The sequence below is a fragment of the Sphingomonas degradans genome (genome assembly GCF_053502645.1).
In genome coordinates this window covers 4,446,440-4,471,569 of record NZ_CP177172.1, presented here as the reverse complement: position 1 = coordinate 4,471,569, position 25,130 = coordinate 4,446,440, and the positions used below count along the sequence as shown (strand labels likewise).

General features: G+C 67.2%; 24 protein-coding genes. 17 read left to right on the top strand and 7 right to left on the bottom strand.

Annotated elements, in window-relative coordinates:
* Positions 1–69: 69 nt before the first annotated feature.
* Both ACG3SL_RS20510 and mnmA read right to left on the bottom strand, forming a co-directional pair.
* The gene (locus ACG3SL_RS20510) at positions 70–429 is read right to left on the bottom strand and encodes a hypothetical protein (RefSeq protein ID WP_448662992.1); all 360 of its coding nucleotides are present in this window, start codon (positions 427–429) and stop codon (positions 70–72) included.
* 27 nt (positions 430–456) lie between these two features.
* Positions 457–1,566 carry a tRNA 2-thiouridine(34) synthase MnmA gene (gene mnmA, locus ACG3SL_RS20505; RefSeq protein ID WP_448662991.1) on the bottom strand — a complete coding sequence of 370 codons (1,110 nt, stop codon included), beginning with the start codon at positions 1,564–1,566 and terminating at the stop codon, positions 457–459.
* Positions 1,567–1,748: 182 nt separating this feature from the next.
* Between mnmA and ACG3SL_RS20500 the strand changes: the two genes are divergently transcribed.
* From ACG3SL_RS20500 to ACG3SL_RS20490, 3 genes are all read left to right on the top strand, one after another.
* On the top strand, positions 1,749–1,946 hold the full coding sequence (locus ACG3SL_RS20500; RefSeq protein ID WP_448662990.1) for a hypothetical protein: 198 nt from the start codon (positions 1,749–1,751) through the stop codon (positions 1,944–1,946).
* A 110-nt stretch (positions 1,947–2,056) separates the two neighbouring features.
* Positions 2,057–2,356, top strand: coding sequence for a CtrA inhibitor SciP (sciP, locus tag ACG3SL_RS20495; RefSeq protein ID WP_448662989.1), 300 nt, complete (start codon positions 2,057–2,059; stop codon positions 2,354–2,356).
* A gap of 223 nt (positions 2,357–2,579) precedes the next feature.
* Positions 2,580–2,834 (top strand): GlsB/YeaQ/YmgE family stress response membrane protein, encoded by a 255-nt coding sequence (locus ACG3SL_RS20490; protein WP_448662988.1) that lies wholly within the window; start codon positions 2,580–2,582, stop codon positions 2,832–2,834.
* A gap of 70 nt (positions 2,835–2,904) precedes the next feature.
* Here ACG3SL_RS20490 and ACG3SL_RS20485 read toward each other — a convergent pair whose 3' ends face one another.
* Both ACG3SL_RS20485 and ACG3SL_RS20480 read right to left on the bottom strand, forming a co-directional pair.
* Positions 2,905–3,630, bottom strand: coding sequence for an SIMPL domain-containing protein (locus ACG3SL_RS20485; protein WP_448662987.1), 726 nt, complete (start codon positions 3,628–3,630; stop codon positions 2,905–2,907).
* A gap of 82 nt (positions 3,631–3,712) precedes the next feature.
* Positions 3,713–3,973: a GlsB/YeaQ/YmgE family stress response membrane protein gene (locus ACG3SL_RS20480; protein ID WP_448662986.1), complete on the bottom strand. Its 261-nt coding sequence runs from the start codon at positions 3,971–3,973 to the stop codon at positions 3,713–3,715.
* Between the two features lie 228 nt (positions 3,974–4,201).
* Between ACG3SL_RS20480 and ACG3SL_RS20475 the strand changes: the two genes are divergently transcribed.
* From ACG3SL_RS20475 to ACG3SL_RS20465, 3 genes are all read left to right on the top strand, one after another.
* Positions 4,202–5,392: an efflux RND transporter periplasmic adaptor subunit gene (locus ACG3SL_RS20475; RefSeq protein ID WP_448662985.1), complete on the top strand. Its 1,191-nt coding sequence runs from the start codon at positions 4,202–4,204 to the stop codon at positions 5,390–5,392.
* Between the two features lie 12 nt (positions 5,393–5,404).
* The gene (locus ACG3SL_RS20470) at positions 5,405–8,551 is read left to right on the top strand and encodes an efflux RND transporter permease subunit (RefSeq protein WP_448662984.1); all 3,147 of its coding nucleotides are present in this window, start codon (positions 5,405–5,407) and stop codon (positions 8,549–8,551) included.
* A gap of 88 nt (positions 8,552–8,639) precedes the next feature.
* Positions 8,640–9,845, top strand: coding sequence for a DUF445 domain-containing protein (locus tag ACG3SL_RS20465; protein ID WP_448665188.1), 1,206 nt, complete (start codon positions 8,640–8,642; stop codon positions 9,843–9,845).
* A 7-nt stretch (positions 9,846–9,852) separates the two neighbouring features.
* Here the strand turns inward: ACG3SL_RS20465 and ACG3SL_RS20460 are convergent, their stop codons facing one another.
* On the bottom strand, positions 9,853–10,323 hold the full coding sequence (locus ACG3SL_RS20460) for a pyridoxamine 5'-phosphate oxidase family protein (RefSeq protein ID WP_448662983.1): 471 nt from the start codon (positions 10,321–10,323) through the stop codon (positions 9,853–9,855).
* A 70-nt stretch (positions 10,324–10,393) separates the two neighbouring features.
* A complete protein-coding gene (locus ACG3SL_RS20455; protein ID WP_448662982.1) occupies positions 10,394–11,065 on the bottom strand; it encodes an HAD family hydrolase in 672 nt (223 codons plus the stop codon).
* Positions 11,066–11,147: 82 nt separating this feature from the next.
* On the opposite strand from ACG3SL_RS20455, the gene ACG3SL_RS20450 reads away from it, so the two are divergent.
* The 9 genes from ACG3SL_RS20450 to ftsH all read left to right on the top strand — a co-directional run bounded on the left by ACG3SL_RS20450 (position 11,148) and on the right by ftsH (position 22,057).
* Positions 11,148–12,257: an MlaE family lipid ABC transporter permease subunit gene (locus ACG3SL_RS20450; RefSeq protein ID WP_448662981.1), complete on the top strand. Its 1,110-nt coding sequence runs from the start codon at positions 11,148–11,150 to the stop codon at positions 12,255–12,257.
* A complete protein-coding gene (locus ACG3SL_RS20445; RefSeq protein WP_448662980.1) occupies positions 12,254–13,063 on the top strand; it encodes an ABC transporter ATP-binding protein in 810 nt (269 codons plus the stop codon). Before ACG3SL_RS20450 ends, ACG3SL_RS20445 begins: the two co-directional genes overlap by 4 nt.
* A 7-nt stretch (positions 13,064–13,070) precedes the next feature.
* A complete protein-coding gene (locus ACG3SL_RS20440) occupies positions 13,071–14,039 on the top strand; it encodes an MlaD family protein (RefSeq protein WP_448662979.1) in 969 nt (322 codons plus the stop codon).
* An 8-nt stretch (positions 14,040–14,047) separates the two neighbouring features.
* Entirely contained in the window at positions 14,048–14,626 is a 579-nt protein-coding gene (locus ACG3SL_RS20435; RefSeq protein WP_448662978.1) for an ABC-type transport auxiliary lipoprotein family protein, read from the top strand.
* A gap of 57 nt (positions 14,627–14,683) precedes the next feature.
* On the top strand, positions 14,684–16,960 hold the full coding sequence (gene ptsP, locus ACG3SL_RS20430) for a phosphoenolpyruvate--protein phosphotransferase (RefSeq protein WP_448662977.1): 2,277 nt from the start codon (positions 14,684–14,686) through the stop codon (positions 16,958–16,960).
* A 112-nt stretch (positions 16,961–17,072) separates the two neighbouring features.
* The gene (locus ACG3SL_RS20425; protein ID WP_448662976.1) at positions 17,073–17,978 is read left to right on the top strand and encodes a helix-turn-helix domain-containing protein; all 906 of its coding nucleotides are present in this window, start codon (positions 17,073–17,075) and stop codon (positions 17,976–17,978) included.
* A gap of 92 nt (positions 17,979–18,070) precedes the next feature.
* Positions 18,071–19,015, top strand: a complete 945-nt coding sequence (locus tag ACG3SL_RS20420) for a hypothetical protein (RefSeq protein WP_448662975.1) — start codon at positions 18,071–18,073, stop codon at positions 19,013–19,015.
* Between the two features lie 4 nt (positions 19,016–19,019).
* Positions 19,020–20,024, top strand: a complete 1,005-nt coding sequence (tilS, locus tag ACG3SL_RS20415) for a tRNA lysidine(34) synthetase TilS (protein ID WP_448662974.1) — start codon at positions 19,020–19,022, stop codon at positions 20,022–20,024.
* A 68-nt stretch (positions 20,025–20,092) separates the two neighbouring features.
* Positions 20,093–22,057, top strand: coding sequence for an ATP-dependent zinc metalloprotease FtsH (gene ftsH / locus ACG3SL_RS20410; protein WP_448662973.1), 1,965 nt, complete (start codon positions 20,093–20,095; stop codon positions 22,055–22,057).
* An 87-nt stretch (positions 22,058–22,144) separates the two neighbouring features.
* Here ftsH and ACG3SL_RS20405 read toward each other — a convergent pair whose 3' ends face one another.
* On the bottom strand, positions 22,145–23,200 hold the full coding sequence (locus ACG3SL_RS20405) for a DUF3667 domain-containing protein (protein WP_448662972.1): 1,056 nt from the start codon (positions 23,198–23,200) through the stop codon (positions 22,145–22,147).
* A gap of 49 nt (positions 23,201–23,249) precedes the next feature.
* Between ACG3SL_RS20405 and ACG3SL_RS20400 the strand changes: the two genes are divergently transcribed.
* Both ACG3SL_RS20400 and ACG3SL_RS20395 read left to right on the top strand, forming a co-directional pair.
* Positions 23,250–24,509 (top strand): glutamate-5-semialdehyde dehydrogenase, encoded by a 1,260-nt coding sequence (locus ACG3SL_RS20400; protein ID WP_448662971.1) that lies wholly within the window; start codon positions 23,250–23,252, stop codon positions 24,507–24,509.
* Positions 24,506–25,129, top strand: coding sequence for a nicotinate-nucleotide adenylyltransferase (locus ACG3SL_RS20395; protein ID WP_448662970.1), 624 nt, complete (start codon positions 24,506–24,508; stop codon positions 25,127–25,129). Before ACG3SL_RS20400 ends, ACG3SL_RS20395 begins: the two co-directional genes overlap by 4 nt.
* Position 25,130: the final 1 nt, after the last annotated feature.

Sequence of the window (25,130 nt, the reverse complement as noted above, 5' to 3'; positions counted from 1 at the left end):
ATTCCCGGCGTCAACGCGATGGATGTTCACTCTGCCTGCGACGGCGGCAGTGTCGGCAGTCGGCTGCCGCTATTGATAGCGCAGCGTCTTCTCGAACCCCGTATTCGTCTTGGCCATCTTCGCCACCTTGCGCAGATGGCTGCGGACGTGGCGCTCGAAGCGGACATCGTCGTTGATGCCGGTCGCGCGATATTCGTCCTGTCCGATCAGCGCCTTGATCCGCGCCGCGAAGGCCGCCTGCGCATCGGCATCGTCGCCGATCGCGAGCGCGCGGCAGGCCCATTCCTCGGCGGCCGCCTGGTCATAGTCGTCGCGCGCCTCATAGCCGCGCCGGTCCGCCGCCGCCTGATCGAGCCGCGCCGACGCGATCCTGCGCTCCAGCCAGGTGCGCACGACTTTCCCGTCCCATGGCTTTACGGCTTCGGTCATCACATTCTCCATAAAGCGTCGCCCGCGTCAGGCCGCTGCCATCTCGGCGCGTTCGGTCTCGGCGATCCAGCCGCCACCCAGCACGCGGTCGCCGGCATAGAGCACCGCGGCCTGCCCCGGCGCGACGCCATATTCGGGGCTGTCGAACACCACCCGATCGCCCTCCAGCCGCGCGGGCACCGGCTTGGCGAGGCTGCGCACCTTGGCAGTGACGGGGCCGTCATGGCCCTCGCCCAGCCAGTTGATATTCTCGATCCGGGCGGAACGCACCGCCAGCGCGCGACGCGGGCCGACCACGACCTGCCGCGTCTCCGGCTCCAGCCGCAGGACATAGAGCGGCTCGGGCGTGCCGCCGATCTCGAGCCCCCGGCGCTGGCCGACGGTGAAGTGGATCAGCCCCTTGTGCATCCCCAGCACGCGCCCGCCCTCGTCCACGATCGCGCCGCCGGTCTCGGCCTCGGGCCGCAGCTTCTTGACCAGCGCGGCATAGTCGCCGTCGGGCACGAAGCAGATATCCTGGCTGTCGGGCTTGCCCGCGACGCCCAGCCCCATCTCGGCGGCGAGCGCGCGCACTTCGGCCTTTTCCATCCCCCCCAACGGGAAGCGCAGGAAATCGAGCTGATCGCGCGTGGTGGCGAACAGGAAATAGCTCTGGTCTCGCGCGGGATCGATCGCCCGGTGCAGCTCCGGGCCGTGTGCGCCCACGACCCGGCGGACATAATGGCCGGTCGCCAGGCAATCGGCGCCCAGATCGCGCGCGAGCTTGAACAGGTCGGTGAATTTTGGCCCCATGTTGCACTTCACGCACGGAATGGGGGTGCGCCCGGCCAGATATTCGTCGGCGAAATCGTCGATCACCGTCTCGCGGAAGCTGCTTTCATGGTCGAACACATAATGCGCGATGCCCAGCCGGTCGCACACCGCGCGCGCATCGCGAATGTCGCGCCCCGCGCAGCACGAGCCCGCACGGCCCACCGCCTCGCCATGGTCATAGAGCTGGAGCGTGACGCCAATCGTCTCTGCACCCGTTGCGGCGGCCAGCGCCGCGACGACCGAGGAATCGACGCCGCCCGACATGGCAACGACGATGCGCCGCGCGGAAGGCGGGCCGGCCAACTGGAACTCTGCTGGGGTCATGATCGCTTGCACATAGGCGCAACTGTGCCGGCGATCCACCCGCGCCGCCGGAAAGGATTTCGAAACTCTGGTTAAGCGGCCCTTTTTCCGTCCTTTACCGTGCCTTCATCCTGAGGGGGTAGACAGGATCCACGGAAAGAGTCGAAAACGGATGCAGCATAGTGGATTTAAGCTTCGCCAGAGTGGATCATGGAGGTCGCGTCACCGCCATGCCGACCGAGCTGGCGGTGCTGCTGGTCGGGATCGCGGCACGGCAAGCCGCGAGTCCGACTGCCCGGGCACAGGCGAGGCTGGCGATCGTGGCGCCGGTCGATACGTTGCTGGCGCCAGTGCACGGGGCATTCCACCGGGCTGCCGCTTTGGCGCTAACCCGATGGTAACGAAGGTAAAGCCGCTGTTTACCGCGCCGTTTCAGGCGATGTTCAAGCGCTGCGGCTAACATTTGTTGCTGAGTTCGAGTATAAGGCCCCCCGGCCTGAGAGGCATGTGTATGATTGAGAATCAGAAGATCCGTCCCGCAAAGGTGATCGGTCCCCTGGGCGAGCCGCTGACGCTCGACACGCTTCCGCCACCCAATACGACGCGCTGGGTGGTTCGCCGCAAGGCCGAAGTCGTGGCCGCCGTGAATGGCGGACTGCTGAGCGTGGACGAGGTCTGCGACCGCTATGGCCTCACGGTCGAGGAATTTGCCGGGTGGCAGCGCGCGATCGACCGATCGGGGATGCCGGGCCTGCGCGTCACGCGCATCCAGCATTACCGCTCCTTATACGAGCGCCAGCAGAAATACTGATCGTCGCGCCGGGCGCTTGCCCGCCCGCGCAGCAGCGATTCCAGCCACTCACGGCCCGCTCCCCAGTGCCTCGGGAGCGGGCCGTGCTGTTTTCAAGCCACGCAGATTGCAAGGATAGGTTCCCGGAAAGCCGCAAAATATCGGTACGGAACCAATATGACCTCTGTGGTTTCTTTCCCCTGTGCCCGGCCCGTCGGGCGTTTATCAATGAAGGGGACCAGTCATGAATCTCATTATCTGGCTCGTCATCGGCGGCATCGTCGGCTGGCTTGCAAGCATCATCATGCGCACCGATGCGCAACAGGGCATTTTCCTGAACATCATCGTCGGCATCGTGGGCGCCTTTATTGGCGGCCTTCTGTTCGGCGGCTCGATCAACAACAGCGCGATCACCCTGACGACGTTCCTCGTCTCGCTCGTCGGCGCGATCATCCTGCTCGCCATCGTCAACCTGGTGCGTCGCGGCTCCGTCCGCTAACCGCCAGAGTGCAGAAAAAAAGGGCCGCTCCGCGAGGAGTGGCCCTTTTTTCGTACCTGCGCCCTTCGCGTTACTTGAGCAGGAACCGCACCGATACCGATACGGTCATCTCGCGTTCCCCCGCCGCAATCGGCGTGGCGGAATCGGCGAGTTCGCGCCTCGCGGTCATCATCACCGGCACCGGCCCGGGCGCGGAGGCACCGCTTTCGGTGATCGACAGGATGCGATCGACGCGCAGGCCCGCCGCCTTTGCATAGAGCGTCGCCCGCGCCCGCGCCTTGGCGATCGCGTCGGTCCGCGCCTCGTCGAGCGCGGCTTCGGGCTTGTCGAGCGTCAGGTTCGGCCCCGCGATGTTGTTGGCGCCCTCACGGACCAGAATGTCGAGAATGCCGCCGCTTTTCGCCACGTCGCGGAACCGCACCGTCACCTGGTTCGACGCCTGGTAGCCCGTGATCACCGGCGGCTGGTTGTCCTGATACCGATATTGCGGGCTGAGGTTGATCGTCGCGGTCTGGATGTCACGCTCGGCAATGCCCGCGCGGCGCAGCGCGGCGAGCACGGCGGTCATCCGGGCGCCGTTCTGCGTCATCGCTTCCGCGGCGGTCGCCGCCTGCGTGACGACACCTGCCTGCAGGATCGCCACATCGGGCGTCCGGGTGGTGCTGCCCTCTGCCGCGATCTCCAGCACCGTGCCATCGATCGGCACCGCCGTGACGCGTGCGTCCTGCGCGGCGGCGGGCAGCGCGCCCGCCCCTGCGCCTGCCAGTGCGGCGGCAAGCAAAATGGCCCTGGTCATTGTTCGTCTCCCTCGTTCATGTCCTGCGCCGGACTGGACGAGCCGGTACAAACGGAAGCTGAACGGAATTGTGGCCGAATATTCATATCCGGCGCGCGATCACCAGCCGGTACAGCGCGAGCAACGCCACCGACCCCAGCGCCGCCGCCGCACACGCCCGCCCGACATTGTCGCGCACATCGATTCCCAGCAGCGGCGTGAGGTAAAAGGCCAGCAGCGCCCCGGCGATACCGATGACGATCGTGACGACGATCCCGCCGGGGTCCTTCCCCGGCATGACGCGCGTGCCAAGCGCCCCTGCGACAACGCCGACCACCAGCGCGCCGAAAATCCCCGTCGACATGATTCCCTCCCTGCACAGGCCCTGCTTGCGCCGTCGCCGGACAGGGCCCGTAGCGTCGCGCAAAACCGTTTCTACGCGGAAACGACTGGGTGCGCTTGCGAAAAAAAATGCCCACGGGCATTTGTTGGACATACGGAAACGGGCACTTGTGACTGGTGCCTTATTCTTATAATACAGCGCTACTGGACGTGGGGGCGTCGGCGGCATCGCCGATGCAGTGGCGCACATATGAATTATGAGGGCAGGATGTTTGGACGGCAGGATCGGCTCGAATACACCGGGGCGGAAACGAAGGTGCGTAGCCGCCGCTGGCTGTGGATCGTCGTCGCGCTGGCAGTGGTGGCGATAGCTGTCGTCGCCTATGCGCTGATGAACGGCAAGGACGCCGACGCGCAAAAGGGCGATGCGGGCGCATCCTCGCAGTCCCAGATCCCGACGGTGACCGTCATGGCACCGGGCCGCCGCAGCATCGAAACCGTCATCACCGGCACCGGCAGCCTGGCGGCACGGCGCGAAATGCCGGTCGGCGTCGCCGGCGAAGGCGGCATGGTCACCCGCGTCCTCGTCGAACCCGGCAGCTGGGTAAGCGCCGGCCAGGTCCTCGCCACCGTCGATCGCTCGGTCCAGGTCGAGACCGCCGAATCGCTGTCGGCGTCGGTGCGCGTGGCGCAGGCCGACGCCCGGCTGGCGCAGGCCGAACTGGACCGCGCCCAGAAACTGGTCGCAAACGGATTCATCTCCAAGGCGGATATCGACCGCAAGACCGCGGCCCGCGACCAGGCGCTGGCGCGCGTCCGCGTTGCCCAGGCACAGCTTTCCGAAACCTCGGCGCGCAATCGCCGCCTCGACATCCGCGCCCCCGCCGCCGGGCTGGTGCTGACGCGCGGCGTCGAGCCGGGCCAGATCGTCAGCTCGGGGTCGGGCGTGCTGTTCCGTCTTGCCCAGGGCGGCCAGATGGAATTGCGCACCCAGCTCGCCGAGGCCGACCTGCAACGGATCCGGGCCGGCGTTCCCGCCGACGTGACTCCCACCGGCACCACGCAATCGTTCCGCGGCGAAGTGTGGCAGGTGTCGCCGGTCATCGATCCGCAGACGCGCCAGGGCATTGCCCGCATCGCGTTGAACTATGATCCGGCACTGCGCCCCGGCGGCTTCGCGAGCGCGCGGATCGTCGCCGGATCGGTCACGGCGGTCATCCTGCCGCAATCGGCGGTGCAGAGCGACACCAACGGCAATTTCGTGTACACGCTGAACGACAAGAACGAGGCAGTGCGCGTTGCCGTGAAGACCGGTGAAGTCTCCGAATCGGGCGTTGCCATCGCAAGCGGGCTGAGCGGCAACGAACGTGTCGTGCTGACCGCCGGTGCCTTCCTCAACCCGGGCCAGAAGGTCATCCCCAACCTTCAGAAGCAGAAATAAGGGATACGCGCGATGAGCTTTCGCAACATCTCGGCCTGGTGCATCCGGAATCCGGTTCCGCCGATCGTATTGTTCATCGCGCTGACGATCGCGGGGCTGGTCAGCTTCGCGCGCATGGACGTCAACAACAACCCGGACATCGACTTCCCGATCGTGTGGATTTCGATCTCGCAGCCGGGCGCCGCGCCGAGCGAGCTCGAAACGCAGATCACGCAGAAGGTCGAAGCGGCGATCCGCAGCCTGCAGGGCATCGACCAGATCGATTCCACGGTGAGCGAAGGCAACAGCCAGACCGTCATCCAGCTGGCGATCGGCACCCCGATCGATCGCGCCGTCACCGACGTGCGCGATGCGATCGCGCAGATTCGCGGCGACTTGCCCGAAGGCATTCTCGAGCCGCAGGTCGGCCGGGTCGACAGCGCCTCCGATAACGAAGTCGCCAGTTTCACGGCGATCGCCACCGACATGACGATCGAGGATCTCAGCTGGTACGTCGATAACACGGTGGCGAAGGACCTGCTGGGCATTCCCGGCACCGCCAGCGTCAGCCGCAACGGCGGCGTCAAGCGCGAGATCCGCGTGATCGTCGATCCGGCCAAGCTCCAGTCGCTCGGCATCACCGCCAGCCAGATCAACCAGCAGCTGCGCCAGGTCAATCTGAACGCCGCCGGCGGCAAGGCCGAGATTTCGGGTTCCGAACAGTCCGTGCGCGTGCTGGGCAACGCCCGCAGCGCCTATGACCTGGGCCAGACCCAGGTTTCGCTGGGCGGCGGCCGCACCACGCGGCTGGCCGACATCGCCGAGGTCAAGGACCTCTATGCCGAGCAGACCTCGTACGCCCGCTTCAACGGCAAGCAGGTCCTGAGCTTCGACGTCACCCGCGCCAAGGGCGCGTCGGACGTGACCATCTATCACGCCGTCGAAAAGCGGCTGGCCGATCTCGAAAAACGCTATCCCAAGGTGCATTTCGAACTGCTGTCGGCATCGACCAGCAAATATGCCGAAGCCCAGTATCACTCGGCGATGGAAGCGCTGTTCGAGGGCGCGGCGCTGGCGGTGCTGATCGTGTTCCTGTTCCTGCGCGACTGGCGCGCGACGGTGATCTCGGCGCTGGCGATCCCGCTGTCGGCGATCCCGTCCTTCTGGTTCATGGAAATGATGGGCTTCACGCTCAACCAGATGACGCTGCTCGCGCTCAGCCTGGTGGCGGGCGTGCTGGTCGACGACGCGATCGTGGAGATCGAGAATATCGTCCGCCACATGCGGATGGGCAAATCGGCCTATCAGGCATCGATCGACGCCGCCGACGAAATCGGCCTGGCGGTGCTCGCCACCACCATGTCGATCGTCGCAGTGTTCCTTCCCGTCGGCCTGATGCCGGGCATTTCGGGCCAGTTCTTCAAGAATTTCGGCCTCACCGTCGTCGCGGCGGTGCTGATGAGCCTTGCGGTCGCCCGCATGCTCACGCCGATGATCGCCGCCTATTTCCTGAAGGCCAAGGGGCATGCCGAGCATGGCGGCGGCTGGCTGATGGACGGCTATATGGCGGTCCTGAAATGGACGATGATCCATCGCTGGTCGGCGATCGTCGCCGGGGGCGTCGCGTTCGGGCTCACCATCTGGCTGTTCGCCACGCTGCCCTCGACCTTCCAGCCGACGCAGGACCAGGACAGCGTCCAGGCCAATATTGAAATGGTGCCCGGCACCACGCTGGAGCAGACCGATCGCGTCGTCACGCACGTCGCCGAAATCCTGCGCGAGCAGCCGATCGTCGCCAATGTCTATGCCCGCACGTTCGTGGGCAATGGCCGCGTCACTGCGCTGCTCAAGGACAAGCGCGACATGACGAGCGACGCGTTCCAGAAATCGCTGGCCAAGACGCTGGCAGCGATCCCCGATGCGCGCGTGTCGTTCCGGTCGCAGGGCGGCTGGGGATCGTCGGGACGTGACGTGTCGATCGTGCTGGGCGGTGAGGACCCCGAACTGCTGGCGCGCACGGCGAACCAGCTGGTCGGCGAAATGGCGAAGCTCAGCACGCTGGTCGCGCCGCGCGTCTCGGGCGATCTCAACCGGCCCGAAATCGTCATCACGCCGCGCCTCGATCTCGCCGCCAGCATGGGCGTGACTACCCAGGCGCTGAGCAGCGCGATCCGGATCGCGACGCTGGGCGATATCGAGCAGAACAGCGCCAAATTCTCGCTCTCCGATCGCCAGATCCCGATCCGGGTATCGATCAACGAGGACGCGCGCGCGCGGCTTTCGACCATCCAGAACCTGGCCGTCGCCACGCAAAGCGGCGGATCGGTGCCGCTGCGCGTCGTCGCCGATATCAGCTTCGGCGCGGGGCCGACTAAGATCCAGCGGTTGAACCAGCAGCGTCGCCTGGTGGTGGGCGCAGACTATGCCGTCGATCCGAAGACCGGCAAGCCCTATGTCTCGGGCGTGGCAATGGAGCAGATCGCCAATCTGCCGCTGATGAAGAACCTGCCGATGGGCGTGCAGGAACTGAAGGTCGGCAACGCCAAGTGGCAGGCCGAGATGATCCAGAACTTCATCATCGCGGTCATATCGGGCGTGTTCCTGGTCTTTGCGGTGCTGGTCCTGCTCTATCGCCGCTTCGTGTCGCCACTGGTCAACATGGGATCGCTGCTGCTCGCGCCGCTGGGTGGGCTGCTGGCGCTGTGGGTGACGGGCGATCCGGTCTCGATGCCGGTCTATATCGGCATCCTGATGCTGCTGGGCATCGTCGCGAAGAACTCGATCCTGCTGATCGACTTCGCGCTCGAGGAAATGGACAAGGGCGTGCCGAAGATCGTCGCGATCATCGATGCCGGGCACAAGCGCGCCCAGCCGATCGTGATGACCACCGTGGCGATGGTGGCGGGCATGGTGCCCACCGCGATCGGTTCGGGCGATGCGTCGTGGCGCGCGCCGATGGGCATCACCGTGATCGGCGGGCTGTTGCTCTCCACGGTGCTGACGCTGGTGATCGTGCCGGCGGCGTTCAGCCTCGCGCTGGGGCTGGAACAGTGGCTGGGGCCAAAGCTGTCGCGCCGCCTGCTCACTTACCGCCCCGGCGACGACGGCAAGCTGATCGCCGCGCACGGTCCCGCGATCGAGCACCGCCCCGGCGACGACGCGCCGCAACCGGCGGAGTGAACTTCGCGCGATTTGAGGTATTGGGGAGCATGTGACCCTAGCACGTGCTCCCCACCCCGCCGAACCCGTCGCCCCCGGCCTGCGCCGCATGCGGCTGATCGCCACCGGATTGCTGGTCGTGATGGCCGCGCTGTTCCTGGCGGCGCGCTATTTCCAGCCGCTCCATCCCGCGATCGGCTATCTCCGCGCCTTTGCCGAGGCGGCGATGGTCGGCGGGCTGGCGGACTGGTTCGCGGTGACCGCGCTGTTCCGCCACCCGCTCCACCTGCCGATCCCGCACACTGCGATCATCCCGCGCAACAAGGATCGGATCGCCGGCACGCTCGCCGCCTTCCTGCGCGACAATTTCCTGATTCCCAGCGTCGTCGCGCGCCGGATGCGCGGCGTGGACGTGGCCGGAGCGGCCGGCCGCTGGCTCGCCAACCCGCCCGAGGCCAATGGCCGAATCGGCAGCGGCGCCGCGCGCCTCGCCGCCGACATGCTCGAGGCGCTCGACCAGGAACGGCTGGGCGGCATGGCCAAGGGCGCGATCGCCGCCCGACTGCGCGCGATCGAAATCGCCCCGCTGCTGGGACAGGCGCTTACCGCCGCGATGGCCAATGATCGCCATCTGCCGCTGCTCGACGGCATGATCCGCTGGGCCTCGCGCACGCTGGAGGCCAATGAGCATCTGATCCGCGAGATCGTCCATTCGCGCGCCGGATCGGTGATGCGCTGGACCGGGCTGGACGAGACGCTGGCCAAGAAGATCATCGAGGGCCTGCACAAGCTGATTACCGAAATGGCCGAGGACCCCGCGCACCCGCTGCGGATCAAGGCCGAAGAGGGGCTCGCGCGCTTTGCCGACGACTTGCAGAACAAGCCCGAACTCCGCGCCAAGGTGGAGGCATTCAAGACCGAGATGCTCGAGAACCAGGCGTTCCAGCACTGGATCGACGGGCTGTGGGAATCGAGCCGGGCGGCACTGTTGCGGCTTGCCCGCGATCCCGAACGCGCGCTGGGCGGGCGCTTCGGCGAGGCGCTGAAGCAATTCGGCGCGACGCTCCAGACCGACCGGCGGCTGGCCGAGACGATCAATCGCTTCGCCCGCCGCACCGCCGTGGGCGCGGCGTCCGATTATGGCGACGGCATCGTCCGGCTGGTGTCGGACACGATCCGGGGATGGGACGCCAGAACCGTGACCGGACGGCTGGAGAACGCGGTGGGGCGCGACCTTCAGTATATCCGGATCAACGGCACGCTGGTCGGCGGGCTGGTCGGCGTGGCGATCCACGCCGTAGACCGCCTGCTTTAACTCCGCCTCAGCCGGTCGGCGTCGCCATGCTCGTGGCCCCGGCGCCCTGAAGCACCAGCTCGCCCTGTTCCTCGCCGTCCCAGTAATGCGCGCGGACGCCATGAACCTGGATCAGCGTCAGGCCCGGCGTGTCGATGCCCTGCTCGAACCAGCGATCCAGGTCGCTGTTCCAATGCTCGGCAAAGCGCGCCTTGTCGCGGATCAGCGCGGCGCGCCCTTCGATCGAGAGGAACACCGGCTTCATGCCCAGCAGTCCGCCCTTGCCCTGGAAGCCCAGGTTCACGTTCGCATCGCCCTCGATGTCGCGCACCAGCCGGGTGTTCCCGTCGGCGAAGAACCAGTTGTCGCCAGCATAATCGACATCGCGATTGTTGCTCATCGGGCGCGCCGCGATGGTGCCTCCGTCGCTGTGCGTGGACAGCATCGCGAAATCGATGTCGCGCATCATTTCGGCCAGATCGGCAAGCGACTTCGTCATGGGAGAACCTTTCCGTCGGGGTGGGTCCGGATAACGCCCCGCCTCCCGGTTGGTTCGATCCGCCGGCGGGTCAGCGCCAGTCGAGCTGCGGCCACCCCTTTGCCGTGGCCAGCCGCTTCAGCGGGCCATGCGCGTTGACGGCGAAGGGCGCGTCGGCCCATTCGAGCAGCGGCGCGTCCGAAACATGGTCCGAATAGGCGCGGATATGGACGCCCGCCCGCGCGATCCCCTGCTCCGCCATCCAATTTTCGATCATGCGGAGCTTTACGGGCCCGTAACAGTTATACCCCTCGATCAGCGAAAGAATCTTGCCTTGCCCGTCTCGCCTTGCCTGCGTTGCGACCACATCGTCGAAGCCCAGCCGCCGCGCGATCCCGGCGGCGTAATAGCCATGCGACGCCGTCGCCATCACCAGCCGGCACCCCGCCGCCCGATCCGCGGCGATGCAGTCGCGCGCGCCCTGAAGCACGCCCTGTTCGACTTCGTGCTCGGCAAAGCTCTCGGCGACCCGCTCGAGCGCATCGGGCGAGAGCGCGCCGCCGAGCAGCAGCCGCTGGGCGAACTGCTTGAGCGTGCCGCGATCGATCGCCTTGACGAAATAGGCCAGCCCCGCCGCCCCCGCCAGCGGCAGCAGCGCCAGGCGCCACGGCGCGCGGCACCGGGCGGCGTGGATCAGGAAGCGCGTCCAGGTGGGCGCGGCCGTGATCGTCTTGTCCATGTCGTAGATTGCAAGATTTTCCATTGCGGTATCTAGGCCAGCGGTATCCCCGCGTGCCAGAGCGAATCCTTGCCGTATCCGGCAGAATCGCGGAAAGGTGGCCCGCATGAGGGGAAGCGCAGATTTCGAGAAGGTCGATTCCGGGGGTGCAGCCACGCTGCGCTTCACCGGAAACCTGTCGCTAGCCTGCCTGCAGGACCTGCCGCAGCGGCTCGACGCCGTCGAGGGCAAGATCGACAGGCTGGACCTGAGCGACGTCGAACGGATCGATACGGTCGGCGCGTGGCTGATCCATCGGTTCGCCCGCGACCATGAAGCGACTGTCGATGGGCTGGAGCCCGACGAGCAGCATTTGCTCGATCAGGTCGCCGCCGCCGAGCATCCGATATCGATGCCCGCCAGGCCGGCCAATCCGCTCACCCGGATGCTGGGCGAAGTCGGCGATGCCGTGTTCGTTGCCGCGCATACGATGTACGGGCTGCTGGGATTCCTGGGCGCGACGCTGATCGCCTTCTGGAACGTCGCCACGCATCCGCGCCGGTTCCGGTTCAACGCCACTGTGCAGCGCTTCGAAGTCGTCGGCGTGTCGGCGCTGGGCATCATCGGGCTGATGAGCTTCCTCATCGGCATCGTGATCGCACAGCAGGGCGCGGTGCAGCTCCGCCAGTTTGGCGCGGAAGTCTATACGATCAACCTGGTCGGCCGCATCACGCTGCGCGAACTGGGCGTGCTGATGACCGCGATCATGGTCGCGGGCCGCTCGGGCTCGGCCTTTGCCGCGCAGATCGGCACGATGAAGCTCACCGAGGAAATCGACGCGATGCGCACGATCGGCGTATCGCCGATGGAGGCGCTGGTGGTGCCGCGCACGCTGGCGGCGGTGCTGATGATGCCGCTGCTCGGCTTCTATGCCTCGCTGCTGTCGATCATGGGCGGCATGCTGCTGTGCTGGGTCAGCCTGGGCATCACGCCGGTCACCTTCATCCAGCGCATCCGCGAAGTCGTGCCGCTCACCGATCTGTGGGTCGGACTGGTCAAGGCGCCGGTGTTCGGCCTCATCATCGCGGTGTCCGGCTGTTTCCAGGGGATGCTGGTCGAATCGGATGCCGAACAGGTCGGCCGCCGCACGACCACTGCCGTGGTCCAGGCGATCTTCCTCGTGATCGTGCTCGACGCCTTTTTCGCCGTATTCTTCAGCGAAGTGGGCTGGATATGATTACGCGCCGCAAGCGAGACTATGAAAACGTCATCACGGTGCGCGGGCTGCGCAACGGCTTTGGCGAGCAGGTGGTGCACGAGGACCTCGACCTGGACGTGCGCCGGGGCGAGATTCTGGGCGTTGTCGGCGGATCGGGCACCGGCAAGTCGGTGCTGATGCGCTCGATCGTCGGGCTCCAGACGCCGCTGGCGGGCCAGATCGAAGTGTTCGGCGAGAACATGATCGGCCGCGAGGCGACCGAGGCGACCGCGATCCGCAAGCGCTGGGGCGTGCTGTTCCAGGGCGGGGCGTTGTTCTCGACGCTGACCGTGTCCGAGAATGTCCAGGTCCCGATCAAGGAATTCTATCCCAGGATCGACGCCGCGCTGCTCGAGGAAATCGCGGCGTACAAGGTCGTGATGAGCGGCCTGTCGCCCGAGGCGGGGCCCAAATACCCCTCCGAACTGTCGGGCGGCATGAAGAAGCGCGCCGGGTTGGCCCGCGCGCTCGCGCTCGATCCCGAATTGCTGTTCCTCGACGAACCGACTGCCGGGCTCGACCCGATCGGCGCCGCCGCGTTCGACGAACTCACGGCGTCGCTGCAAAAAACGCTCGGGCTAACGGTGTTTCTCATCACGCACGATCTGGACACGCTGTACGCGATCTGTGACCGCGTCGCCGTGCTCGCCGACAAGCGCGTGATCGCGGTCGGCACGATCGACGAGTTGCTGGCACTGGACCACCCCTGGATCCAGGAATATTTCAAAGGGCCGCGCGGTCGCGCCGCGGTGGCCAGCGCCGAACGGGCGCAACCGAGGACATGAGGCCCTGATGGAAACGCGATCGAACCATGTACTCGTCGGCGCCGTGGTGCTGATCCTGCTCGCCGTGCTGGCGCTGTTCATCGTCTGGCTTGCCCAGCTGAGCGGCGGCAACGAGCGCGAGTACGACATCTTCTACAAACAGTCGGTCGACGGACTCAGCCGGGGGTCGCAGGTGACCTTCTCAGGCGTGCCCTCGGGGCAGGTCAAGGACATCGCCTTCTGGCAACCCGATCCCAGCCTGGTGCGCGTGCGCATCAGCGTGCAGGAACAGGTGCCGATTCTGGAAGGCACGACCGCGTCGATCCAGGGCAGCTTCACGGGCCCCAGCACGGTCCAGCTCGACGGCGCGGTCAAGGGTGCGCCGCCGATCGTGTGCCCGCGTGAGAATTCGCGGGCGTCGTGCCCGCTGGGCGTGCCGGTGATCCCGACCAAGACCAGCGGCCTCGGCGCGCTGCTCAGTTCGGCGCCGAAGCTGCTCGAACGCATCTCGACGCTGACCGAACGGCTCGGCAACCTGCTCGACGACAAGAACCAGGCATCGATTTCGGGCATCCTCGCCAATACCAACCGGCTGACCAAGTCGCTGGCGGATCGCGGGCCTGAAATCGCCGCGACGCTGGCGGAGACGCGCACCGCGATCCAGCAGTTCGGCACCGCGACCGAACAGATCGGCCAGCTTGCCGCCACCACCAACGGCGTGGTGACCGAGGATATCAAGCCGACGATCGCCAATCTGAACAAGACCATCGCGTCGGCCCGCAAGAGCATGGAGACGCTGGATTCGACGATCGGCGCGGCACAGCCCGGCATCCAGGTGCTGAGCAAGAAGACGATCCCAGAGATCGGCCAGCTGGTGCAGGACCTGCGGATCATGTCGACGTCGCTCGCCTCGGTCGCCGAAAAGCTCGATCAGGGCGGCGCGTCGAGCCTGATCGGCTCGCCCAAGCTGCCCGACTACAAGCCAAAGAAGAAGTGAGGCCCCCGATGAAGACGCTCGCCCTGCTCCTCGCGGTCCCGCTGGCCGGTTGCATCTCGATCGGCGCGAAGCCGCCCGAGAACCAGCTGACGCTGTCGTCCACCAGCACTGTCGCGGTCGGTGAATCGCAGCGCTCGAACGTGGCGGCGACGATCACCATATCGGTCCCCTCGGTGCCCCAGGAACTGGCGGCATCACGTATCCCGGTGCACGCCAGCGATACGGCCATCGCCTATGTGAAGGGCGCGCAGTGGGTCGAGCGCCCGTCGCAGCTGTTCCAGCGGCTGTTGTCCGATACGGTGACCGCACGCACCGGCCGACTGGTGTTGAGCAGCCGCCAGTCGCAGCTCGATCCGGGTGCCTATCTGTCGGGCGAACTGCGCCGGTTCGGCGTGGATGCCGGCACCAGCGAAGCCGTCGTCACCTATGACGCGGCGCTCATTCGCGGGTCCGAGGCGGTGGTCGAGAAGCGCCGGTTCGAGGCGCGGGTTCCAGTCGCGCAGGTGGAAACCGGCCCGGTCGGCACGGCGCTGAACCAGGCCGCAAACCAGGTGGCGGACCAGGTCGCGGACTGGATCGGCAAGTAGCCGCTTGCCGGGCCACGACGATGGCGCCCGCATGCGCAATCTGGTAGCGACCCAGTCATGGCCCTGACTGCCGTCGCCTCCGCCCGGGAAATCCTCACCCGCCTCCACGATGTGATGGCGCGGCGCCTGCCCGCGCAGTCCAAACTCAATTCGGTGGTCGAGATCATCGGCAGCACGCTGAACAGCGAAGTCTGCTCGATCTATCTGCTGCGCGAAGGCGTGCTGGAACTCTATGCCACGCGCGGGCTGAAGCAGGAGGCGGTGCACGTCACCAAGCTGGCGCTGGGCGAGGGTCTGGTCGGCACGATCGCTGCGAATGTCGAGACGCTCAACCTGGATGAGGCGACCAGCCACCCCAATTTCGTCCACAATCCGGAAACCGGCGAAGAGCGCTTCCACAGCTTTGCCGGCGTGCCGATCATCCGGCGCGAGCGCGCGGTGGGCGTATTGTCGGTCCAGCATACCGATCAGCGCCGCTATGCCGATGTCGAAATCGAAGCGCTCCAGACCGTGGCGATGGTGCTGTCCGAACTGATCGCCAATGCCGAACTGATCGACGCGACCGGCGGCACCTCCACCCGCCTGCAATCCACCGCCGCCACCCGCACCGCCGGCTTCAAGCTGGTGGAGGGCATGGCGAAGGGCGTGGCAGTGTTCCACCAGCCGCGCATCACCATCGAACACACCGTTGCCGAGGATACCGAGGCCGAGCGTCACCGCGTCTATGCCGCGTTCGACAAGATGCGCGAGCAGATCGAGCGCATGGCCAGCCAGGCCGAATTCGGCGGCGGCGGCGAGCATGACGAGGTGCTCGCGACCTACAAGATGTTCGCCTATGACGAAGGCTGGAGCCGCCGCATCAACGAGGCGATCGATTCCGGGCTGACCGCAGAGGCGGCGATCGAGCGCGTCCAGCAGCGCACGCGGATGCGGATGCGCGAGATCGACGACGCGCTGCTGCGCGATCGGATGCACGATCTGGAGGACCTGTCCAACCGGCTGATCCGCATCGTATCGGGCCAGCTCGGCACGGCAGCGCAGATGGGTCTGCGGCAGGATTCGATCCTGATCGCGCGCAACCTCGGCCCCGCAGAACTGCTCGAATATGACCGGCGGCGGCTGAAGGGCGTGGTGCTGGAGGAAGGTTCGCTGACGGCACACGTCACGATCGTCGCGCGGGCGATGGGCGTGCCGGTGCTGGGCCGGGTACGCGACGTGCGCAAGATGATCGCCGAGGGCGACATGCTGTTGCTCGACGTCGGCGAGGAAAGCGTGTTCGTCCGCCCCACGGCGGCGATGCAGGAAGCGTTCGAGGCAAAGCTGGCGCTCAGCCAGAAGCGCCGCGCGGCCTTTGCCCGGCTGAAGGGTGCGGTGCCGATCACGCGCGACGGGCATCGGGTGCAGGTGATGGTGAATGCGGGCCTGCGCGACGATCTGGCCGCGCTGGACCTGACCGGGGCCGACGGGATCGGGCTGTTCCGCACCGAATTCCAGTTCCTCGTCTCCGCCACCCTGCCCCAGCGCGAGGCGCAGCGGCGGCTGTACAAGGATGTGCTGGAGGCGGCAGGCGACCGCCCGGTGACGTTCCGCACCGTCGATATCGGCGGCGACAAGGCGCTGCCCTATCTCAACCACGACGCCGAAGGTGACGAGGAAAATCCCGCCATGGGATGGCGCGCGCTGCGCCTCGCGCTCGAACGCGACGGGCTGATGAAGGCACAGGCCCGCGCGCTGATCGAGGCGGCGCCCGGCCGCACGCTCAACGTGATGTTCCCGATGGTCTCCGAACCCTGGGAGTTCGACCAGGCGCGCGACCTCTTCGAAAGCCAGCGCGCATGGCTGGCGTCGCGCGGGCGCAAGATGCCCAGCGAAATCCGCTACGGCGCGATGCTGGAAGTGCCCGCGCTCGCCGAAGTGCTCGACCTGTTGCTGCCCAAGCTCGATTTCCTGTCGATCGGCACCAACGACCTCACCCAGTTCCTGTTCGCCGCCGACCGCGCGCATCCCAAATTGGCACTGCGCTATGACTGGCTGAGCCCGTCGATCCTGCGCTTCATCAAGCGCGTGGTGAACGAAGCGCAGGCGGCGGGGGTGCCGGTGGGCATCTGCGGCGAGATGGGCGGCCGCCCGCTGGAGGCGATGGCGCTGATCGGGCTGGGCATCGATCGCCTGTCGATCACCCCGGCGGCGGTGGGGCCGATCAAGGCGATGGTGCGATCGCTGGACCGCGCGGCGCTGGTCGGCACGATGCAAACGCTGCTCGCCGACCCGCGCGAGCCGCTGCGCGCGGCGCTGACGGCGTGGGCGGCCGAACATTCGGTTGAACTGGACTGATCCATCGGCAGATTCCCCGGCTGCGCCGTTGACAGCGCGGGCCCCGTGAGGGACACCCCCGCCCGAGAGGCGGGAGTTAACAAGGGCGCAACCCTTCCGCCGGAGGCGATGCATGGAAGGCGATACCGCCGACAACCCGACGTTGTTTCCCACATCCGTGGGAGAAAAACTGCGTGCGGCACGCGAGGCTCAGGGGCTCGACATCGTCGAGATCGCCAGCCGTACGCGTATCCCGCAACGCCATCTGGAGGCGATTGAGGGCTCCAATTATACCGGGCTCCCCTCGATCACCTATGCGCTGGGTTTTGCCAAGGCGTATGCGCGCGCCGTCGGTGCCGACGAAGTGGCCATCGCGCGCGACCTGCGCGCCGAACTGGGCGACAATCCCGAACGCGCCGCGCCGACCCCGTCCTACGAGATGGACGACCCCACGCGCGTGCCGCCACGCGGCATCATGTGGGCGGGGCTGATCGTCGCGCTGCTCGCGCTGATCGGCGTCGGGCTGTGGTATGGCACCGGCCTGTTCCGGGGCACCGCCCCCGCGACCGAAAGCCTGATCCCGGTGGAGGAAACGAACGCCGCCGCCGACAATGCGGCCGTTGCTGCTGTCGCGCCGGCCGCACCCGTCACCGGCGGGCAAGTGACGCTGGTCGCCATCGATTCGGTGTGGCTGCGCGTTACGGACGCGAGCGGCAAGCGCCTGTTCGAAAAGGAAATGGCCCCCGGCGAACGCTATGACGTGCCGGCAGACGCGGATCGCCCCCATGCCCGCACCGGACGCCCGGACAAGGTCCAGGTGCTGATCAACGGATCGCAGGTGGCACCGCTCGGCACGGGCGCCGTCACCGTCGATGCCGATGTCAGCGCCCAGGCGCTCCAGGCGCGCGCTGCGCCGGGCGCCACGCCCTCGCCCACCGCGACGCCAGCAACGTCCACGCGCCGTCGCACGCGATCGTCGGTAGACGCGAGCCCTGCCGACACGCCCCCTGCCCCCGAAAACAGCCTGGCCACGCCTTGAGCGCTGGCGGCGAGGGTTAGCGCTCTGTTATGCACGTTTTTCGTTTTCCTGCCTCATCTGCACCGGGGGGTGTTCATAGCATGCGTATCGTAATGGCAGCCGCGGTCCTGACCGCCACGCTGGGAGTAACCGGCACCGCCCAGGCGCAGACCAGCGCCGTGGAGGGCCGCGTCGACCGGCTGGAGCGCGAGATGCGCGCGGTGCAGCGCAAGGTGTTTCCCGGCGGCGCGGGCCAGACCGTCGAGGCCCAGATCACGCCCGAAGTGAACACGACGATCCCCGGCGCGCCCGCCAGCACGCCGATCACCGATCTTACCCAGCGGGTCGTCGCACTGGAGAGCCAGGCGACGTCGCTCACCGGCCAGATCGAGCAGGACCAGTATCGCCTGCGCCAGCTCGAGGACGCGTTCAACGCCTATAAGCGCTCCACCGACGCGCGGCTGAAGGCGCTCGAGGAAACCGCGAGCACCATCGGCGGCGGACAGGGGCCGGCAATCGATCCGGGACCCACCGGCGACACGACGCCCGGCCGCCCGACACCCAGGCCCGCCAAGCCGGGCCCGACGCCGCCGCCGATCGCGGCGGACAAGCCCAATCCGGCGCGCGCGCAGCAAGTCGCGGCGGTCGAGAAGCCGTCGAGCGGCGATGCCGCCGAGGACGGCTATCTCTATGGCTATCGCCTCTGGTCGGCGAAGCTCTACCCGGAGGCGCGCAAGGAGCTGGAGGCGGTCGCCACCAAATATCCCAACCATCGCCGCGCCAGCTATGCGCAGAACCTGCTCGGCCGCGCCTATCTCGACGCCGGCGCGCCCAGTCTCGCCGCCGTCGCGTTTTACGAGAACTACAAGAAGAACCCCAATGGCGACCGCGCGCCCGACAGCCTCTATTATCTGGCGCAGGCGCTGACCAAGCTGAAGAAGCCGTCGAGCGAGATCTGCAAGGTCTATGGCGAGCTTACCCAGCTGTATGGCGACCGCCTGTCCGAGGAAATGAAGACCGGCGTCGCCGAGGGGCGCTCCGCACAGAAGTGCAAGTGACGCGATGACTGCGCTGCCGGAGGCTGCGGTCGCGCGGTTCCGGCAGGATATGCTGGTGCTGGCGCCGGAGGCCGCAGCGCCGGACTGGCGGCTGGGCCTGGCGGTATCCGGCGGGGCGGACAGCATGGCGATGCTGGTGCTGGCCCGCGCCGCTTTTCCGGGGCAGGTCGCGGCGGCAACCGTCGATCACCAGTTGCGCGCCGCCGCCGCCGCCGAAGCCGCGATGGTCGCCCGGCACTGCGCGGTGCTCGGCATTCCCCATGCGACGCTGCTCCCCGACGCCCCCATCATGGGCGCGAGCATCCAGGCACAGGCGCGCGCGGCGCGATACCGCCTGCTGGCGCACTGGGCGGGCACCCACGGCATATCCGCCCTCGCCACCGCGCACCATGCCGACGACCAGGCGGAGACCTTCCTGATGCGCGCCGCGCGGGGATCGGGCGTGACGGGCCTGTCGGGCATCCGCGCTCGCGCCGTGCTGGCGGAGGGGCCGCCCGCCGTCGCGCTGCTCCGCCCGCTGCTGGGCTGCCGCGCGGCGGCGCTGCGGGCGCTGGCCCATGCGACGGGAACCCCGTTCGTCGACGACCCGAGCAACGCCGACCCGCGCCACGATCGCACGCGGTTCCGGCAGATGCTCGCCGCCAACCCCGATCTCGACGTCATGGGCCTTGCCGCTTCCGCTGCCTTTGCGGTCGAGGCGGAGGCGGCGCTGGCCGCGCTGGCCGATCGCTATTGGTCCGATAATGCGCAGATCGCGCGGGATGCGGTGCGCTTGGCGCTGCACGCGCCTGCCACCCGCGACACGCTGCGCCGACTCGCGCGCCGGGGAATCGGCGAAACGCGCCGAATACTCGCCATTGCCGAGCCGGCATGGAGCGATTCGGCCAATGTCGAGCCGCTGCTCGACGCGCTGGCCGAGGGAAAATCGGCGACCCAGGCGGGCGTGCTTGTCTCCCCCGCCTACAATATATGGGATTTCCGCGGGGCACCGCCGCGTCGATCACACTGATCGGCGTTGTTCCATTGCCATTAACCGGCGCACGCCTATCTTGGGTGGCTGAAAGGTATCATGCGCACATGAACGACAACGACAAGCAGCAGGGCCCGGAGAACGGGGGCGGTAATCCCTGGATGAAAAGCCTGCTGATCTGGGTGGGCATCCTCGCGGCGCTGGCGCTGTTCGTCTCGCTGTTCGGAAACGGCGCGACCCCGGCAACCGGCACGACCGTGGCCTATTCGCAGTTCCTCGACAAGGTCGAGTCCGGCGAGGTCAAGGATGTGAGCCTGCCTGCGGGCGCGGGCGCCGTCACGGGCACTTTCACCAATGATTCCAAGTTCCGCACGGTCAATCCCGGCGACCCCCAGCTCGTCCAGCGGCTGCGCGCCAAGGGCGTGACGATCAATGGCCGGGCCGAGGAATCGCCGTCGATCTGGTTCTATATCCTGTACCAGTCGCTGCCGTTCCTGCTGCTGATGGGCGTGGCGTTCTTTGTCGTGCGTCAGATGCAAAAGAACTCCGGCTCGGGCGCAATGGGCTTCGGCAAGTCGCGCGCGCGGCTGCTGACCCAGAAGGAAGGCCGGGTCACGTTCGACGACGTCGCCGGCATCGACGAGGCCCGCGAGGAATTGCAGGAAATCGTCGAGTTCCTGAAGGACCCGACCAAGTTCGCGCGACTGGGCGGCAAGATTCCGAAGGGCGCGCTGCTCGTCGGCTCGCCGGGTACCGGCAAGACGCTGCTCGCCCGCGCCATCGCGGGGGAGGCGGGCGTGCCGTTCTTCACGATTTCGGGCTCGGATTTCGTCGAGATGTTCGTGGGCGTCGGCGCCAGCCGCGTGCGCGACATGTTCGAACAGGCCAAGAAATCGGCACCGTGCATTCTCTTCATCGACGAAATCGATGCGGTCGGTCGCTCGCGCGGCGGCGGCATCGGCAACCAGAATGACGAGCGCGAGCAGACGCTGAACCAGCTGCTGGTCGAAATGGACGGGTTCGAGGCGAACGAAGGCATCATCATCATCGCGGCGACCAACCGCCCCGACGTGCTCGACCCCGCGCTGCTGCGTCCGGGCCGCTTCGACCGCCAGGTCGTGGTGCCCCGCCCGGACATCGAGGGCCGCGTCAAGATCCTCCAGGTCCATATGAAGAAGGTGCCGCTGGCGCCCGACGTCGATCCGCGCACGATCGCGCGCGGCACGCCGGGCTTTTCGGGCGCCGACCTGGCCAATCTGGTCAACGAGGCCGCGCTGCTCGCCGCCCGTCGCGGCAAGCGCCTGGTCGCGATGAGCGAGTTCGAGGACGCCAAGGACAAGGTCATGATGGGCGCCGAGCGCCGCTCGATGCTGATGACCGAGGACGAGAAGCGGATGACTGCCTATCACGAGGCAGGCCATGCGATCGTCGCGATGCACCAGCCGGCATCCGATCCGATCCACAAGGCGACGATCATCCCGCGCGGCCGCGCACTGGGCATGGTGATGAGCCTGCCCGAACGCGACCAGCTCAGCATGCATCGCGACCAGATGTACGCCAATCTGGCGATGTCGATGGGCGGCCGCGTCGCCGAGGAACTGATCTTCGGCTATGACCGGGTCAGCTCGGGCGCCGCCGGCGACATCCAGCAGGCAACGCGCCTGGCGCGCGCGATGGTGACACGCTGGGGCATGTCCGAAGCAGTCGGCCCGCTCGAATATGCCGACAGCGAGGAAAGCTATCTCGGCTATGGCATGTCCCGTCCGGCGCAGATGTCGAACGAGACGGCGCAACTGATCGATGCCGAGATCAAGAAGCTGGTCGAAGGCGGACTGGACCGCGCCAAGCAGGTGCTGAGCGAGCATATCGATCAGCTCCACGCACTGGCACAGGCACTGCTCGAATATGAAACGCTGACCGGCGAGGAGATCAAGCGGCTGATCGCGGGCGAGGACATGGGTCGCGACGATCCGGGCGCAAAGGCGGCGCCGGTTCCGGCCGGCGGCACGTCGATCCCCAAGATCCGCCGGCCCAAGGGTCCGTTCGGCACCCCAGCACCCCAGGGCGCCTGATCCACCCCACGGACAGAGCCATAAGGTAAAAAGCCCTCCCCCGACCGCTCGGGGGAGGGCTTTTTGCTGGCACCGATGCGACGGGCCTCAGCCGGTGATGCCGAGCAGCAGCAGGATCAGCAGGAAAATCACCAGCACCACTTCGATAAAGACGGCCAGTATCACCGCCCGCAGGATCGCGTAGCGCCAACGCAGCCGATAGGCCTGTTGCAGCTGGCGCGTGATATGGACGAACGGGACCACGCTGGCGGCGAAGGCGAGCACGGTGCTGCCCACGCCCAGCGACGCGCCGATGGTGATCGCGATGAACAGCATCGACATGAACGCGATCGAATAGGTGATGAACACCGTGTGGTCGTAGAGCTTGTACTGCCGCTTCCAGAAGAACAGCAGCCAGACGAACGGCAGCGACAGCGGGATCAGCAGCCACGAGAATTTATATCCCGAAGACTGCAGCTTGTAGATCATCAGCGAAGGGTTTTTCTTCCACTTCTCGACCCCGTGATCCAGCGTTTCCCAGCCGGTATGCGGGTCCATGGAAACGCCCGGGTCCTGCTTGAGCTGCGCCTGGGCGAGGTCGAGCGCCTTCAGCCGCTCGTCGGCCTCGCGGATCGCCGTCACTGCTTCGGCGCGATCGGCCGCATCGACTCCGGCCTTGTCGCGCGTCTTGATGTCCTTCGCGCGCTCCTCGAGCACATGCTCGCGCTCGGCCTTGATCGCCGCCACCGGCAGGTTCGCCGGCCCCTGCATGTCAACGGGCGGCCCGATCCCCGCCCAGGAAAACACCGCGAACATCGCAAAGATCGAGAACAGGAAAATCGCCATGGGCGACACGAACCGCATCCGCTCGCCCGCGATGTAGCGGCGCGTGAGCACGCCCGGCCGCCACACCAGCATCGGCAGCGTGCGCCACAACTTGCCCTCGAAATGCGCGACGCCGTGCAGGATTTCATGCCCGATCGCCCCCAGCGATCGGTGGACATGCGCCGCCTGCCCGCATTCATAGCAATGCGGCCCGATCAGCGCCGTCCCGCAATTGAGGCAGATTGCCTCTGTCCCATGCCCCGCACCGCCACGCGGCTCGACCGCTCGGCCAAGCAGCGCACCGGTCATGAATTCGCCCGCTGCGTCGATTTCCCCCATGGGCCCATGGCTCTACCAGCTTGCGGCAAGTCGTGCTAGCGGGTCGCACATGGCCGATGCTGACCCTTCGATGCTGATCGCCGACATGGGCGCGCGCGCCCGTGCCGCCGCCAATGCCCTCGCCGCGATGACCACGGCACAGAAGCGCGCTGCGCTGCTCGCTGCCGCCGATGCCTTGCGCGCCGCCAGCGACACGATCGTAGCTGCCAACGCCCTCGACATGGAGGCAGGGCGCGCATCCGGGCTGACCGCCGCGCTGCTCGATCGCCTGCGGCTCGACGCCGGACGCGTCGAGGCAATGGCGGCGGGGGTCGAGGCGGTGGCCAACCTGCCCGATCCGGTCGGCGACCGGATCAGCCGCGACGTCCGCCCCAACGGGCTGGAGCTGACGCGCGTGCGGGTGCCGATCGGCGTGATCGGCATCATCTACGAAAGCCGCCCCAATGTGACCGCCGATGCCGGTGCGCTATGCGCGATGGCGGGCAATGCCGCGATCCTGCGCGGCGGTTCGGAGGCGATCCGCAGCAACCGCGCGATCCACGCCGCACTCTCCGCCGGGCTGCAAGCCGGTGGCATGCCGGCGGATGCCATCCAGCTGGTCCCCGTCACCGATCGCGCCGCCGTGGGCGCGATGCTGACCGCGGAAGGGGCGATCGACATGATCGTGCCGCGCGGGGGCAAGAGCCTGGTCGCGCGCGTCCAGAGCGAGGCGCGCATTCCCGTGCTCGCCCATCTCGACGGGCTGTGCCACACCTATATCGATCGCGCCGCCGCGCCCGACATGGCGCGCGCGCTGGCGCTCAATGCAAAGATGCGCCGCACCGGCATTTGCGGATCGACCGAGACGCTGTTGATCGATCGCGGCTTTGCCGACCCCGCCCCCGTGCTGGCCGCGCTGGCGGACGCCGGGTGCGAGCTGCGCGGCGATGCCGAGGTCCAGGCAATCGAACCGCGCGCCGTGCCCGCCAGCGATGCCGACTGGGACACCGAATATCTCGACGCGATCCTCTCGATAAAGCTGGTCGACGGCGTCGATGCGGCCATGGCGCATATCGCGGCCCATGGATCGCACCACACCGACGCGATCCTGACCGAGGACGCCGCCACGGCCGAGCGCTTCCTGAACGGCGTCGACAGCGCGATCGTGATGTGGAACGCCTCCACCCAGTTCGCCGATGGCGGCGAATTCGGGCTGGGCGCGGAAATCGGCATTTCCACCGGCCGCCTCCACGCGCGCGGGCCCGTCGCGCTCGAAGGGCTGACCACCTATAAGTGGCAGGTGCGGGGGACCGGACAGGCGCGGCCTTGAAGCGCATCGGCCTGCTCGGCGGCTCGTTCAATCCCGCGCACAAGGGGCATCGCCAGCTTTCGCTCCACGCGATCCGGGCGCTGGGGCTCGACGAAGTGTGGTGGCTGGTCTCTCCCGGCAATCCGCTCAAACCGGTCAAGGGCATGGCGCCCTTTCCCGCGCGGATGGCATCGGCGCGGGCGATGGCGCGCCACGCGCCCATCCGCCCCAGCGCGATCGAGCTGCGGCTCAAGACGCGCTACACGGCGGATACGCTCACCAAATTGCCGCGCCTCTATCCCAAACACCGCTTCATCTGGCTGATGGGGGCAGACAATCTGGCCCAGTTCCATCGATGGGAACGGTGGCGCGATATCGCGCGGCAGGTTCCGATTGCGGTTATCGCGCGTCCAGGCTATGATAGCGATGCTCACGCAAGTCCTGCGATGGGTTGGCTGCGGCGCGCTGTGCGGCCCGCAGGCCAGGCAAAGAACTGGACGCGATGGAGATTGCCGGCCCTCGTGCTGCTGCGCTTTCGCCCCGATCCGACTTCTGCGACAAGCCTTCGGGCTGCCGATCCCGCCTGGCATCGACGTTTTGCGTCGTCCCCACAAAACAGCACAACCTTAGTCAAACCCTAGG